Consider the following 14,773-nt stretch of genomic DNA (forward strand, 5'->3'; position numbering starts at 1 on the left):
CTCAGGTTTTTTGGTGGGTTTGGCCGCCATGCTCGGGCGCTTTTCCAGCGTCCCGGCCGCGGCGACTCCAATTACTTTACACATCGCTTCCGGTCCTTGCAAACCGGATCGAAGTGATCCGCCGCACGGTCTTCGGAACCGGCCGAAACCGAATTTGAGTTCCTCGGATCCTGCAGCTGATACATCCATTTTAGGACTCCCCCAGGCGGCCGGGGCAAGCCGGAGTTCGGTTTTCCTCGTCACATTCGCTGCCCCGCATCCCGGCTGAGGGACTGGACGGCAGGAACCGCCTAGCTGCCGCTGCGCAGATATGCGAGCTGGGCGGCTACAGACAGTTCCGCTGCGGCGCGGACGTTCGCCGGCACATCCGAATACACCAGGTCAGCCACCTCTGCTGCCCGGGCATCCGGTCCTACGGTCTCCACGGCGGCCCGGATCTGCTCCAGCCGTTCTTCGCGGTGGTCCCGGTAGGTCAACACCAGGGAGCTGAGGTCCGGCTGGACGGGCCCGTGCCCGGGAAGGACCGTGGCCGGGCCCAGTTCCGACAGCCGGTCGAGCGTAGCCAGGTAATCCCCCAGCGTTCCATCGGGGTAGTCCAGCACCGTAGTGCCCCGGCCCAGGATGGTGTCACCGGTGAGGATGGAACCGTTGGCGCCGTCGTCGGGAAGCCAGAAGCAGACCGAATCCGAGGTGTGGCCGGGAGCCGCAAGCACCCGGATGTCCACACCGCCGGCGAAGAGCAGTTCATCGGCCGCCAACGGATCTCCGTCCACGCAAAAGGCCGGATCGAACGCCCGCACCGGGGCTCCGGTCAGTTCGGCAAACCTGCGGCTGGCCTCGGTGTGGTCGGCGTGCCGGTGGGTGATGAGCACCAGCTCCACCACACCGGCCGCCGCCAGGCCCCGCAGGTGTTCTTCGTCCTGCGGGCCGGGGTCCACCACCACCGTGCTTCCGGATCCGGGGGCCGCCACCACATAGCTGTTGGTGCCGTCCAGTGACATCGGTCCCGGGTTCGGCGCGAGCCGTACACGGGTCAGATCACTGCTGCGGACCAGTCCGGACTCCGAAAGCGTGGGCATAGGTGCCTAGACCAGACGGGTGAGCCAGCCGTGGGTATCCTCCACGGTGCCGGTCTGGATGCCGAGCAGCTGCTCGCGGATGGACATGGTGACCTCGCCCGGCTTGGCGTCCTCGGACCCGATGACCTCGGTCTCGGACTTGAGCTGGCCGACCGGGGTGATGACCGCCGCGGTGCCGCAGGCGAAGACCTCGGTGATTTCCCCGGAAGCGACACCGTCGCGCCATTCGTCCAGGGTGATCTTGCGTTCCTGGACGTCCATGCCGCGGTCGCGGCCCAGCTGCAGCACCGACGAGCGGGTGATGCCGTGCAGGATGGTGCCCGATAGTGCAGGGGTGACCAGGCGTCCGTCAGCAAAAACGAAGAAGACGTTCATGCCGCCCAGCTCTTCCACGGCGTTGTCGTTGAACTCATCCAGGAACAGCACCTGCTTGCAGCCGTTGGCTTCGCCTTCCATCTGGGCGATGAGCGACGCCGCGTAGTTGCCGCCGCACTTGGCTTCCCCGGTGCCGCCGCGTCCTGCCCGGGCATACTTGGAGGAAAGCCAGATGGAGACCGGTTTCAGTTCCCCGCCGAAGTAGTTCCCCGCCGGGGAGGCAATCACACGGTAGGACACTTCACGGGCCGGGCGGACACCCAGGAACGCCTCGGTGGCGATCATGAACGGGCGCAGGTACAGGGCAGCACCGTCGCCGTCCGGGATCCAGTCCTGGTCCAGGGCGACCAGCCGGCGGATGGACTCTAGGAAAAGTTCCTCGGGAAGTTCGGGCAGCGCGAGCCGGCGGGCGGACAGGTTCAGGCGTGCAGCATTGGCCTCCGGACGGAAGCTCACTACGGAGCCGTCTGCGTGGCGGTAGACCTTCAGTCCCTCGAAAATTTCCTGACCGTAGTGCAGGACGCCGGCTGCCGGATCGATCGAGATGGGTCCGTAGGGCTCGATGCGGGCATTCTGCCACTGGGCGTCTCCGCCTTCGGCCGCCTTCCAGTCAATAACGGCGGTGTGGTCGGTGAAGTAGTCGCCGAATCCGGGGTTGGCCAGGATGGTGGCCCGCTCGGAGGCGGACTTCGGGTTGGTGGAAAGCTCCTGGGTGAATTCCAGTGCGCTGACGGTCATGATTCCTCCACGGTGAACGGCAAAGACCCGTTCTACGACTACTTGGTTGTTTGGTACAGAGCTTATGACACCGCGGCGGCGATGGCATCGCCGACCTCCGCCGTCGAGCGGCGCGCACCGGTACGTGCCGCAATGTCCGCAGCGACGGCATCCTCCACCCGGCCGGCCTCCGCCTCGAAGCCCAGATGCCGGAGCATGAGTGCGGCGGAAAGGATGGCGGCGGTGGGGTCCGCCTTCTGCTGGCCCGCAATATCGGGGGCAGAACCGTGGACGGGCTCGAACATGGACGGATAGGTACGGTCCATATTGAGGTTTCCGGAGGCGGCCAGGCCAATGCCCCCGGTAATGGCGGCAGCCAGGTCCGTGATGATGTCGCCGAACAGGTTGTCGGTGACAATGACGTCGAAGCGTGAGGGATCACTCACCATAAAGATGGTCGCGGCGTCCACATGCAGGTAGTCGTGCGTGACCTCGGGGAACTCTTCGGCCACCTTCTCGACGGTGCGCTTCCACAGCCGTCCGGCGTTCACCAGCACATTGTGCTTGTGGACCAGGGTGAGCTTGCGCCGGGGGCGCGCGGAGGCTCGGCGGAAGGCGTCCCGGACCACGCGTTCGACGCCGTGGGCCGTGTTGAGCGAGACCTCGGTGGCGATTTCCTGCGGGGTTCCCTCGCGCAGTACTCCCCCGTTGCCCGCGTAGGGCCCCTCGGTGCCTTCGCGAACCACGATGAAGTCGACCTCTCCGGGATTGCCCAGGGGGCTTTCGACGCCGGGGTACAGACGGGAGGGACGGAGGTTCACGTAGTGGTCCAGGCTGAAGCGGAGTTTCAACAGCAGTTCCCGCTCGATCAATCCGGAGGGAATGGCGGTATCCCCCGGTGCGGCCCCGACGGCACCGAACAGGATGGCGTCGTGCTGCTTGATGGCCTCGAGCGTTGCGTCCGGGAGGGTTTCGCCGGTAGCGAGCCAGTGCTCCGCCCCAAGTTCGTATTCTGTCAGTTCAAACGTGACGGAACCGGCCGCCGTCGCCTTCTCAAGGACCTTGACCGCTTCGGCAGTAACTTCCGGGCCGATACCGTCGCCGGGGATGACTGCCAGGGAAATGGTTGCGGGCTGTTCTTCGCTCATACCGCCCATCCTAGGAAAATAGTCCGGATACTGAACAAGCCATCTCACATGCTGGTCACCGCATACAGTCTCCTCCCTCGGTATGACGCATGCGCAGGCTGCGAGCCCTAGAGTTGATGATCATGCTCCTGCACCGACGTATCTATGCCTGGATGCAGGCAAACCGCGCCAAGGTTGATCTATGGCAGGCCCTTGGCTGCAGCCTGTTTTTCGCCGTACCGTTCCTCTTGGCGGGGGGCGCGTACCTCATCGAGTTCGTCCTTTCCGCAGCCATCTGCATGACGCTCGCGTGGCGGCGCAGCCGGCCCGTAGCCAGTGCGGCAGTCCAGGCCGCCGCATGCATCCTCTCGCTGTTTCTGGTCCCGGTGACCGGCCTGCCCGCAGACATCTTCGTGCTGGTCACCGTGTACTCCCTGGCAGCCTTCGCACCGCGCTGGGCAAGTCTGGCCGGACTGGCCCTGGCCCTCACTGGCGGGGCTCTCTTTTTGTTCCGGTATTTTGAGTTCCCCTACATCACGGATGCGCAAGAGGTGCTGATATACGGCGTCGGCCTGACCGCCATCGAAGCGGTGGTCCTTGTCGCCTGGACCTTCGGAGACCTGGCCCGTACCCGTCGCCTGGCCATGCAGGCCCTGGAAGACCGGGCCCGCAGGCTCGAAGTCGAACGCCAGCAGGAAAGAGACCTGGCAGCCGCCGACGAGCGCAGCCACATTGCCCGGGAAATGCATGACATCGTGGCCCACTCGCTCTCCGTGATCATCACCCAGGCTGACGGGGCCAGGTATGCGAGCGCCGAAAACCCGGAGATTGCGCCCAAAACGCTGGGCCTCATTGCGGAAACGGGGCGGGGCTCGCTGCGCGAGATGCGCCGTCTCCTCGGTGTGCTCCGCGGCGATGAAGCGGCCTCCACGCGTCCCCTGCCCACCCTCGCGGACGTGGACGCGCTGGTGGACTCGGTCCGGCGGGGCGGGGTGGAGGTCACCGTCCGAGCAGAGGGGGCGCCTCGCCGCCCGCTCCCCCCGGGTGCGGAACTCACCGCTTACCGGGTCATCCAGGAATCCCTCACCAACGTCCTCAAGCACGCCGGACACCGTGCCCGGGCAGAGGTGGCGCTGAAGTGGTCCGCACGGGGTCTTGACCTCACCGTTCGCGACGACGGGCACGGCGCCGCCGCCGGAGTAGCCGGCATCAACGACGACGGCGGCGGCCAGGGCATCAAAGGGATGGGCGAACGCCTGGCACTCTACGATGGAACTCTGAAGGCCGCCCCGGCGGCCGGCGGAGGATTCCGCGTTGAAGCATTCATCCCCTACACGGAGGCCTAGGCATAGTGCCGGATACCCCTTGGACAGCCGCGTCCGAAACACCATCCCCTTCCACCGAACCCATCCGGGTTGTGCTGGTGGATGACCAGCAGCTGGTCCGGGGCGGATTCCGGATGCTGATCAACTCCCAGCCTGACCTGGACGTCGTGGCCGAGGCAGGCAACGGCCGCGAGGCCCTCGCAGCGCTGGCCGCGGTACGGGCCGACGTCGTCCTGATGGATGTCCGGATGCCGGGCATGGACGGCATAGAGGCTACCGCGAAGCTGTTGGCGGCGGGCACCGGCGGAGTTCGGAACGAGGACCTCAAGGTAGTGGTGCTGACCACCTTCGACCTGGACGAATACGCGCTCTCCGCCATCCAGGCCGGCGCCAGCGGCTTCCTGCTCAAGGACACCCCGCCCGAGGAACTGCTCGAAGCCATCCGCACCGTGCACCGCGGTGACGCGGTCATTGCCCCCTCCACCACGCGCCGCCTGCTGAACCACGTTGCTCCGCTGCTGCGCACTGCCGGCAGCCCGGGAAGTCCGCACGCCGCCGCCGTTGCTTCCCTGACACCGCGGGAACACGAAGTGTTCACCCTCATTGCCCAAGGACTCTCCAATCCGGAGATCGCGGCGAAGCTGTATCTGTCCGAAGCGACCGTGAAAACCCACGTGGGGCACATCCTGGCCAAGCTGGAGGCGCGGGACCGGGTGCACGCCGTGGTCATTGCCTACGAGACGGGGATTGTCGCACCCTAGGGAGATGGTCACGGTTGACGACGTCCGCCTCCGGATGAACTGTCCGAGCTGCTCCGAGAGTCCTACCGGCTGGCCGGCCGCCTTCCACCCACGGTATGAGACGCGGAGAAAAATGACCTCCTGCCCTCCGATGTAACCGCATCCGCTTCGGCAATACTGTGGCGGTATGACATCACTCGCACAGCATTCCCCTGCCGCCGGCGCCGGAAAACCGCGTCTCGCCGCCGCCGCACAGCTCCTGAACAAGACCTACGGAACCGGTGACACCCGCGTCCACGCCCTGAAGGACGTGGACGTCAGCTTCGAAACCGGTACGTTCACCGCCATCATGGGTCCCTCCGGTTCCGGCAAATCCACACTGATGCACTGCCTCGCGGGCCTGGACACTTCAGACTCGGGCCGCATCTGGGTCGGCGGCACCGAAATCACCGGGCTGAAGGATGCCGAGCTCACCCGTCTGCGCCGCGACAGCGTGGGATTCGTGTTCCAGTCCTTCAACCTGGTGCCCACGCTGACCGCGGAGCAGAACATCACGCTGCCGGTGTCCCTGGCCAACGGCACCGTGGACCGTGAATGGCTGGACTTCATCACCGAAACCCTCGGCCTGCGGGACCGGCTCCGGCACCGTCCGCATGAGCTTTCCGGCGGACAGCAGCAGCGCGTGGCCGTGGCCCGGGCTCTGCTGACCCGCCCGCATGTACTCTTCGGCGACGAGCCCACCGGCAACCTGGATTCCAAGTCCGGTGCCGAAGTGCTCTCGCTCCTTCGCCGCTCCACCAAGGAGTTCGGCCAGAGCATCATCATGGTCACCCACGATCCCGTGGCCGCTTCCTACGCTGACCGAGTGGTCCTGATGAACGACGGCGAGCTGGTCGGGGAACTGGCGCAGCCGACCCCCGAGTCCGTGCTCGCCGCCCTCACCCAGCTGGGGGCATAGGCATGCTGCAGGTAGCCCTGGCGCAGGTGCGCCTGAATGCCCGGCGGTTCATCGCCGTTTCCCTGGCGGTGCTGATTGCCGTCGGTTTCCTCACTGCCACCCTCATCATCAATTCCTCGTCCAAGGCCTCGCTGACGCAGAGCGTGGGCGAGGCGTACCGGAACGCCGATCTGCTCGTCACCAGCGATATGTACAGTGCGGACGCAGCCGTATTGGATGAAGACACCGCCGCCCAGGTCCGGGACACCCCCGGCGTGGAGGGCATCTACGCGGCCCGGCAGTCCTACGTCGCCTTCGGCAAGGACCTGAACGTCGCCCAGCTGGGCAACACCTCCGAGCACGCGGACCTCTTCCCCGTGGACGTACTCCAGGGAACACTCCCGGTCGCCGACAACGAGGTAGCCGTGGACAAGGACACCGCCGAGCGCCAGGAGCTGACCGAGGGGTCGAAGCTACCCCTCACGGCCTTTATCGATGAACCAGCAGGTGAGCAACAAACGGCCGAGCTTACGGTCACTGCCCTGGTGTCCGCGTCCAAGGACCCGCAGCTCATGGGAACCCCGCAGCTGTATTCGACCTCTGCCACGGCGGCTGAGTTCAGTGAGCCCGAGTCCGGTTTCACCAGTATCCAGGTGGCACTGGCCGACGGCGCCTCAGTGGAGGACGTCCGCGCAGCACTGCAGCAGGACATCAGCGGCATGGAGGGTGTGTACGTCCGCACCGCGCAGGAACAGACGGATGCTGTGGTTGCCTCCTTCACCGGAGGGGAGGACATCCTCACCACCATTCTGCTGGCCTTCGCTGCCGTGGCCCTGCTGGTCTGTGCCCTGGTGGTCTCCAATACCTTCTCCGTGCTGGTGGCCCAGCGCACGCGGGAACTCGCCCTCCTCCGGTGCATTGGCGCCGCCCGCTCGCAGATCCGCCGCTCCGTCATCGTGGAAGCACTGATCGTCGGCATCGTGGCGTCAGTTGCCGGAGTCCTCGCAGCCATTGCACTCGTTGGCGGCATTATCGCCTACCTGAAGAACATCCCGGAGAGCGGCTTCGCAACGCTGTCGGTCTCCCCCCTGGCCGTTGTCGCCGGGCTGGGTGTCGGCATCGCGCTGACAGTCCTGGCCTCGCTGGTTCCGGCACGCGCCGCCACGGCCGTTGCACCCCTGGCAGCCCTGCGTCCGGCGGACGACGTCCGTGCAGGAACTCGACGTGGACGTGTCCGCCTGGGCATCGGGGTGGTACTGCTGGCCGTCGGCGCCGCACTGCTGGCCGTCGGCGCGGTAAAAGGGAACCTGCTCATTGCCCTGCCCGGCGGGATGCTCAGCTTCGTGGGCGTGCTGATGTGCGCCACGTTGTTTGTTCCGTCCCTGGTGCGCACCGTCGGCAGGATCGCGGCGCCGTTGGGTGTGCCGGGCAAGCTGGCGGCCCTCAACGCCGTCCGCAACCCCCAGCGCACCTCCGCCACTTCCTCCGCCCTGCTGATCGGCGTCACCCTGGTGACCATGATGATGACCGGCGCTGCGACCGTCCGGACCTCCCTGGACGGTGTGCTGGCCGCGGAATACCCGGTCGATGTGAGCATCAGCGGCCCCATTGACGACTCGCCGTTTACCTCCACCGACGAGGACGCGGCCCGTGCCGTGAAGGGTGTGCAGGAAGCGGTGCTGGTGCCTCCGGCCGGCATGACCGAGACGGAGTACGGACCGTACGGTGTCTATGCCCTGGACCCGGCCGACGCCGCGAAGGTGCTGCAGGATTCCACCCTGGTACTGGAGTCAGGCGTCATCCTGATGCCGCAGGGAACCACGGAGAAAACCCTGACGGTTCAGGGAGCGGCCAAGAGCGTCGAACTGAAGGTGGTGGTCTCGGACAGCAGCCAGCTGCAGCCGCTGATCAGCAGCGAGACTGCCGAAACCCTCGGCGGTCTGCCGGCGGCGGACGCGGATACCTATCCTGTGCAGCCGCAGCTGTGGCTGGCCGTGGCGGACGGCCTGAACACCAACGAGCTGATGGACCTGCGCACCGACCTTGCCGCGGCGGTGGACGTGGAGGACTACGCAGTCTCCGGTTCAGCCATTGAGCGGGGGGCTTTTGAGCAGATCATCAACGTCCTGCTGATGGTGGTCACCGGGCTGCTGGGAGTGGCAGTGGTGATTGCCCTGGTGGGTGTGGCCAACACCCTCTCCCTGTCTGTACTGGAACGCACCCGCGAATCCTCGCTGCTGCGCGCACTGGGCCTGACCCGGGGACAGCTGCGCGGCATGCTTGCCCTGGAAGCCGTGCTGATTGCCGGGGTGGCCGCCCTGATGGGCAGCGTCCTGGGCTCGCTGTACGGCTGGCTGGGAGCGGAATCCGCGCTGGGTTCCTTTACCACCGTGGCGTTGTCGCTGCCGTGGCTGCAGCTGCTCGCCGTCCTGGCCGTGGCGCTCCTGGCGGGACTCGCTGCCTCGGTGCTTCCTGCCCGGCGTGCGGCCCGGCTCTCCCCCGTGGCCGGGCTGGCCGCGGACTAGCTCCTCGCGGTCCGGCCGCGGATCTGCAAGGATACTGAACAGGATGAATTACTAAGCAGGCTGATTTCGGCCGGCGCGACGAGATGCATCCGGACAACGTGAGGAGAGCACATGCAGCAGTCCCAGACGGAACACGAATCACTGGCCGCCTACCTGGACGACCATCTGGTCGGGGCAGAGACGGGTGTCCGCCTTTTCACAGCCGCGCAGCGCACCTGGGAAGGGTCCCCCTATGAGGAAACCTTCGCCCGACTCGTGGAAGAGATCTCCGATGAACGCGACGAGCTGGAATCCCTGATCCATGCCCTGGGCTATTCCCGCAGCAAGGTCAAGGCCGCGGCTGCCGCGGTAGGGGCCGCAGCAGGCAAGCTGGGTCCGCTGAATCCGCTCAGCACCGGCGGCGGCGCCACGGGGCAGCTGGAGCTTGAGTCCCTGCAGTCCCTGGTGCGGATGAAGGAATCTCTCTGGCGGACCCTGCTGGTGCTTTCCGCCACGGATCACCGGTTCAATACGGCGCGGCTGCGGGAACTCACCGAAACCGCCCGACGTCAGCAGGAAGACGTGGCCGGTGTGATGGAACGGACGGCCGCGCAGCGGTTCCTCGGCTCCGCCGAATCCATCTGACCTGCGCAGGATGCAAAAACACCCCCGGCAACCTGCCGGGGGTGTTTTTGGATCTTAGGCCTGTTCGGCCGGTTCCTCGTACTTCGGGAAGATCGGCGTGGGTGCCGGCAGCTCAGTTCCCGGCACCAGCGGCGTGCCGATCGCGCTGAACTGCCGCGCGGCGTCGTCGTCCTGGCCCAGCACGGTCAGCAGCTTGGCCGCACTGTCCGGCATCACGGGCTGGATCAGGATGGCCACGATGCGCAGCACCTCCAACGTCACGTACAGTACGGTGTTCATGCGTTCGACGTCGGTCTTCCGCAGCACCCACGGCGCCTGCTCGGCGAAGTAGGCGTTGGTGTCACCGAGGACCTTCCACGTGGCTTCCAGCGCACCGTGGAAGTCCTGGACGTCGTACGCCTCGCGGGAGATCTGCAGCAGGTTTCCGGCTGCTTCCAGCAGGGCAGTATCCTCCGGCGTCAAAGCACCGGGCTGCGGTACCGCTCCCCCGCAGTTCTTCGCCACCATGGACAGCGAGCGCTGGGCGAGGTTGCCCAGGTTGTTGGCGAGGTCGGAGTTCATCCGGCCCACGACGGCGTCATGGCTGTAGGAGCCGTCACCGCCGAAGGGCACCTCCCGCAGCAGGAAGAACCGCACGGAATCCAGCCCGTACTGGTCCGCCCACTCCTTTGGTGCCACCACGTTGCCCAGGGACTTGGACATCTTGACGCCCTTGTTGTGCAGGAAGCCGTGGATCATGATCCGTTTGGGCAGTTTGAGCTTGGCGGACATCAGGAAGGCCGGCCAGAAAATGGCGTGGAAGCGGGAGATGTCCTTGCCGATGACGTGGACATCGGCCGGCCAATACTTCTTGAAAGTCTCGCTCTCGGTGTCGGGGAAGCCGACGCCGGTGAGGTAGTTGGTCAGGGCGTCCACCCACACATACATCACGTGGTCCGGGTTGCCGGGCACCGGCACTCCCCAGTCAAAGGTGGTGCGGGAGATGGAGAGGTCCTCCAGTCCGCCCTTGACGAAGCTGATCACCTCGTTGAACCGCGAGCGGGGTGCCGCGAAGTCCGGCTGGGACTCGTACAGGGCCAGCAGCCGGTCCTGGTAGGCGGAGAGGCGGAAGAAGTAGCTTTCCTCCTCGGTCCAGGTCACCTCGGTGTCGGTCTCCTTGGAGTAGCGCACACCGTCCTCGCGGACTTCGGTTTCATCCTCGGTGTAGTACGCCTCGTCCCGGACGGAGTACCAGCCGGAGTACTTGGAGAGGTAGATGTCACCGTTCTCCTCCATCCGCTTCCAGATGGCCTGCGCTGCAGCGTAATGGTCGGCATCCGTGGTGCGGATGAACCGGTCATAGGAGGTGCCCATGTCCGCTTCCATCTGCAGAAAGGCGGCGGAGTTGCGGTCCGCGAGTTCCTTGGCGGTAATGCCTTCCTTGTCCGCGGACTGCTGCATCTTCAGTCCGTGCTCGTCCGTACCCGTCATAAAGAACACGTCATAGCCGTCAAGCCGCTTGAAGCGGGCCATGGCGTCGGTGGCGATGTGTTCGTAGGCGTGCCCGATGTGGGGTTCACCGTTGGGGTAGGAGATGGCGGTGGTGATGTAGAACGGGGTCTTGGAATCGGAAGAAGTCACATAAGAAAATTACCCTGTTTCAGCCGGGGACGGGTATTCAGCCGTATCGAACCGGTCCATGTAGCCCAGGCCGGGCAGTGCCCCCGTGGGGATGACCGCGGTAACCCAAGCTGTCAGGGCCACTACAACGCCCAGGTCCTGGCGTCCAGCCGCGCCCGTAGCCCAACACCCCGAACCAGGCCGTGCCGCAGATGGCGACGAGCACCGCGAGGGTAATTTCAGTTGCTGCCTTGGCCCGGTTCCGCCGGTAGCGGGAGGCAGCAGGAGGAGAAGCAGGAGCAGGAGCAGCGGCAGGATCCATCCGGCGATGTCGTTAAACGCGCAGGACCGGTCCCGCGATGGCGGAACCGGTCCCGGACGCGGTACTGCTAGTCCTGCAGGTCCACCTCGCGGGCCACGGAGGCGCCGATTTCGAGCTTCAGTGCTTCCAGCACATCCTGCGGCACGGAGGAGTCCACGGTGAGCAGGGACAGCGCCTGCCCGCCCTCGGAGTTCCGGGCCACCTGCATGCCGGCGATGTTGATGTCCTTCTCGCCCAGCACGCGGCCCAGTGCGCCGATGACGCCGGGACGATCCTGGTAAATCAGGACGATCAGGTGCTCGCTGATGGGGATTTCCAGGTCATAACCGTTCACTCCCACCAGCTTCTGGATCTGCTTGGGACCGGTGAGCGTACCGGAGACCTCCAGGCGGCTGCCGTCGGAGAGGGCGCCGCGGATGGTCAGCAGGTTCCGGTAGTCATCCACGTCAGGGGTGGTCAGCAGCCGGACCTCGATGCCGCGCTGCTCCGCCAGCACCGGAGCGTTCACGTAGGAGACCTGCTCGGAGACGATGTCGGTGAAGATGCCCTTCAGCGCCGCCAGCTCCAGCGCCTTGACGTCGAGCGACGCAATTTCGCCGGCCACTTCGATGTCGATGGCGGTCACCGAGTCGTGGGACAGCGCGGTGAAGATGCGTCCCAGCTTTTCGATCAGCGGGATGCCCGGACGGACGTCCTGGGCGATGACGCCGCCGGCCACGTTCACGGCGTCGGGCACCAGTTCCCCGGCCAGGGCCAGGCGGACCGACTTCGCCACGGAGATGCCGGCTTTTTCCTGGGCTTCGGCGGTGGAAGCGCCAAGGTGCGGGGTAACCACGACGTTGTCCAGGGCGAAGAAGGACAGGTCCGTGCTGGGTTCCTTCACGAACACGTCGACGCCGGCGCCGGCGATCTTTCCCGCCTGCAGTGCTTCATACAGGGCCGCTTCATCCACGAGCCCGCCGCGGGCCACGTTGACCACGTAGGCGGTGTCCTTCATCTTCTCGAACGCCTCTGCACCAAGCATGCCCACGGTTTCCGGGGTCTTGGGCATGTGGATGGTGACGAAGTCCGATTCGGCGAGCAGCTCATCCAGGGACACCAGGCGGACATTGAGCTGGGCGGCGCGGGCGGAGGTCACGTACGGGTCATAGGCGAGGATCTCGGTGCCGAAGCCCTGCATCCGGGCGGCCACCAGGGCGCCGATCCGGCCCAGGCCGATAATGCCGATTTTCTTCTCGAACAGTTCGATGCCGCTGTACTTGGAACGCTTCCATTCGCCGTTCTTCAGGGCGGCACTGGCCTGCGGAATGTTCCGGGCCAGGGACACAATGTGCCCCACGGTCAGTTCCGCGGCGGAGATGATGTTCGACGTCGGCGCGTTGACCACCATCACGCCGGCCTGCGTGGCTGCCTTGATGTCCACGTTGTCCAGGCCCACTCCGGCACGGGCAATGACCTTGAGGTTCTTCGCCGCGGCAATGGCTTCGGCGTCCACCTGCGTGGCGGAGCGCACCAGGATGGCGTCGACGTCGGCGATCGCGGCGAGGAGCTGGGAGCGGTCGGCGCCGTCAGTGGAGCGGATGTCGAAATCGGGGCCGAGGGCCTCGACGGTGGCGGGCGAGAGTTCCTCCGCGAGGAGTACGACTGGTTTGGTGGCAGACACCGGTGACCTCTTTAGCTGTGGAAGATTCAGGTGGGGTTATTCGCAAGGAGGCCGGACCCGTGGGGTCCGGCCTCCTTGCCGATTCGGCTTGCTTTTCGAGCCTAGCGCCTGCCCCCGGGGGCTGCGCGAATCGGTGCTTCTGTTACGGACGGCTAGCGGGCAACCGAGCCCTCGGTGTAGTCGTCATCGCTCTTGATCCAGGAGAAGAGCTTGCGCAGTTCGCGGCCGGTGGCCTCGATCGGGTGGTCCTCACCCTTCTGGCGCAGTCCCTTGAATTCGGGTGCGCCGGCATCCTGATCGTCGATGAAGCGCTTGGCGAAGGCGCCGTTCTGGATGTCGGCCAGGACGGCCTTCATGTTTTCCTTGACGCTCTCGTCGATCACCCGCGGACCGGAAACGTAGTCCCCGTATTCGGCGGTGTCGGAAACGCTCCAGCGCTGCTTGGCGATGCCGCCTTCCACCATGAGGTCAACAATGAGCTTCAGTTCGTGCAGCACCTCGAAGTACGCCACCTCCGGCTGGTAGCCGGCCTCGGTGAGGGTTTCGAAACCGTACTGGACCAGCTGCGAGGCGCCGCCGCAGAGCACGGCCTGCTCACCGAAGAGATCCGTTTCGGTCTCTTCGGTGAAGGTGGTTTCAATGACGCCGGCACGGGTGCCGCCGATGGCCTTGGCGTAGGACAGCGCCAGTTCCTTGGCCTTGCCGGACGCGTTCTGCTCCACGGCAATCAGGTCGGGGACGCCGCGGCCTGCTTCGAATTCGCGGCGCACAATGTGGCCCGGCCCCTTGGGTGCGACCAGGGCGACGTCGACGTCGGCCGGCGGCTGGATGTAGCCGTAGCGGATGTTGAATCCGTGGCCGAAGAACAGCGCGTCACCGGACTGCAGGTTCGGAGCGATCTCCTCGGCGTACACAAAGCGCTGGACCTGGTCCGGCGTGAGGACCATGATCAGGTCGGCTTCGGCGACGGCGTCGGCCACGTTGAGTACGCGCAGGCCCTCGGCCTCCGCCTTGGCACGGGACGCGGAGCCTTCCTTGAGGCCAACACGGACGTCAACGCCGGAGTCACGCAGGCTAAGGGCGTGGGCGTGGCCCTGGCTGCCGTAGCCGATGACGGCCACGGTGCGGCCCTGGATGATGGACAGATCGGCGTCGTCGTCGTAGTACATGTCAGTCACTGTGGTTATCTCCTACTGGTTTTTGAGGCTTAGGGGTCTGGGTGGAACTCACGCGCTGCGCAGCGCGCGGTCGCTCATGGACTTTGAGCCGCGGGCAACGGCCAGCGTTCCGGATTGGACTATTTCGCGGATGCCGAAGGGCTCAAGCACTGCGAGGAGTGCGGTGAGTTTCTCGGCGGTGCCGGTTGCCTCGACAATGACTGAGTCGGTGGAGACGTCCACTATCGAGGCGCGGAACAGCTCGGCTGCCTGGGTTACCTGCAGCCGTGTTGCGGCGTCCGCGCGGACCTTGACCAGGATGTGGTCCCGCTGCACGGAGGAATCGGGAACCAGCTCGACAATCTTGATGACGTTGACGAGCTTGTTCAGCTGTTTGGTGACCTGCTCGAGGAGGTCACCTTCAGCGTCGACCACCACGGTGATGCGGGACATGCCCGGCACCTCCGTGGGGCCCACAGCCAGGGAATTGATGTTGAACGCCCGGCGGGCAAACAGCGAGGCGACGCGGGTCAGCACGCCGGGAACGTCTTCTACCAGCACGGAAAGGGTGTGGCGGGCCATG

The 14,773-nt window shown here is 65.6% G+C and carries 13 protein-coding genes; 5 read left to right on the forward strand and 8 right to left on the reverse strand.

The window, feature by feature from the left end; genetic code table 11:
* The 4 genes from GD627_RS16695 to GD627_RS15850 form a co-directional block, all read right to left on the reverse strand.
* Nucleotides 1-189: hypothetical protein (locus GD627_RS16695; RefSeq protein WP_210250524.1), on the reverse strand; the 189-nt coding region annotated here is incomplete at its 3' end.
* Between the two features lie 101 nt (nucleotides 190-290).
* The gene (locus GD627_RS15840) at nucleotides 291-1,079 is read right to left on the reverse strand and encodes an MBL fold metallo-hydrolase (RefSeq protein WP_152273349.1); all 789 of its coding nucleotides are present in this window, start codon (nucleotides 1,077-1,079) and stop codon (nucleotides 291-293) included.
* Between the two features lie 6 nt (nucleotides 1,080-1,085).
* On the reverse strand, nucleotides 1,086-2,192 hold the full coding sequence (locus GD627_RS15845; RefSeq protein WP_152273350.1) for a branched-chain amino acid aminotransferase: 1,107 nt from the start codon (nucleotides 2,190-2,192) through the stop codon (nucleotides 1,086-1,088).
* 62 nt (nucleotides 2,193-2,254) lie between these two features.
* Complete coding sequence (locus GD627_RS15850; RefSeq protein ID WP_152273351.1) at nucleotides 2,255-3,319, reverse strand: 3-isopropylmalate dehydrogenase; 1,065 nt, start codon at nucleotides 3,317-3,319, stop codon at nucleotides 2,255-2,257.
* A 122-nt stretch (nucleotides 3,320-3,441) separates the two neighbouring features.
* On the opposite strand from GD627_RS15850, the gene GD627_RS15855 reads away from it, so the two are divergent.
* From GD627_RS15855 to GD627_RS15875, 5 genes are all read left to right on the forward strand, one after another.
* Nucleotides 3,442-4,644: a sensor histidine kinase gene (locus tag GD627_RS15855; protein ID WP_152273352.1), complete on the forward strand. Its 1,203-nt coding sequence runs from the start codon at nucleotides 3,442-3,444 to the stop codon at nucleotides 4,642-4,644.
* Nucleotides 4,645-4,649: 5 nt separating this feature from the next.
* Nucleotides 4,650-5,384, forward strand: coding sequence for a response regulator (locus tag GD627_RS15860; RefSeq protein ID WP_152273353.1), 735 nt, complete (start codon nucleotides 4,650-4,652; stop codon nucleotides 5,382-5,384).
* A 166-nt stretch (nucleotides 5,385-5,550) separates the two neighbouring features.
* Nucleotides 5,551-6,321, forward strand: coding sequence for an ABC transporter ATP-binding protein (locus GD627_RS15865; RefSeq protein ID WP_152273354.1), 771 nt, complete (start codon nucleotides 5,551-5,553; stop codon nucleotides 6,319-6,321).
* A gap of 2 nt (nucleotides 6,322-6,323) precedes the next feature.
* Nucleotides 6,324-8,825, forward strand: coding sequence for an ABC transporter permease (locus GD627_RS15870; protein WP_152273355.1), 2,502 nt, complete (start codon nucleotides 6,324-6,326; stop codon nucleotides 8,823-8,825).
* Nucleotides 8,826-8,936: 111 nt separating this feature from the next.
* Nucleotides 8,937-9,449 carry a hypothetical protein gene (locus GD627_RS15875; protein ID WP_152273356.1) on the forward strand — a complete coding sequence of 171 codons (513 nt, stop codon included), beginning with the start codon at nucleotides 8,937-8,939 and terminating at the stop codon, nucleotides 9,447-9,449.
* 54 nt (nucleotides 9,450-9,503) lie between these two features.
* Here GD627_RS15875 and metG read toward each other — a convergent pair whose 3' ends face one another.
* The 4 genes from metG to ilvN form a co-directional block, all read right to left on the reverse strand.
* Nucleotides 9,504-11,069 carry a methionine--tRNA ligase gene (gene metG / locus GD627_RS15880; RefSeq protein ID WP_152273357.1) on the reverse strand — a complete coding sequence of 522 codons (1,566 nt, stop codon included), beginning with the start codon at nucleotides 11,067-11,069 and terminating at the stop codon, nucleotides 9,504-9,506.
* Between the two features lie 368 nt (nucleotides 11,070-11,437).
* On the reverse strand, nucleotides 11,438-13,033 hold the full coding sequence (gene serA, locus GD627_RS15885) for a phosphoglycerate dehydrogenase (protein ID WP_152273358.1): 1,596 nt from the start codon (nucleotides 13,031-13,033) through the stop codon (nucleotides 11,438-11,440).
* 152 nt (nucleotides 13,034-13,185) lie between these two features.
* On the reverse strand, nucleotides 13,186-14,211 hold the full coding sequence (ilvC, locus tag GD627_RS15890) for a ketol-acid reductoisomerase (RefSeq protein ID WP_152273359.1): 1,026 nt from the start codon (nucleotides 14,209-14,211) through the stop codon (nucleotides 13,186-13,188).
* 48 nt (nucleotides 14,212-14,259) lie between these two features.
* On the reverse strand, nucleotides 14,260-14,772 hold the full coding sequence (ilvN, locus tag GD627_RS15895; protein ID WP_146361580.1) for an acetolactate synthase small subunit: 513 nt from the start codon (nucleotides 14,770-14,772) through the stop codon (nucleotides 14,260-14,262).
* Nucleotide 14,773 lies beyond the last annotated feature (1 nt).

Origin of the sequence: Arthrobacter yangruifuii, from assembly GCF_009192775.1 — a bacterium.
GTDB classification, from domain to species: domain Bacteria; phylum Actinomycetota; class Actinomycetes; order Actinomycetales; family Micrococcaceae; genus Arthrobacter_B; species Arthrobacter_B yangruifuii.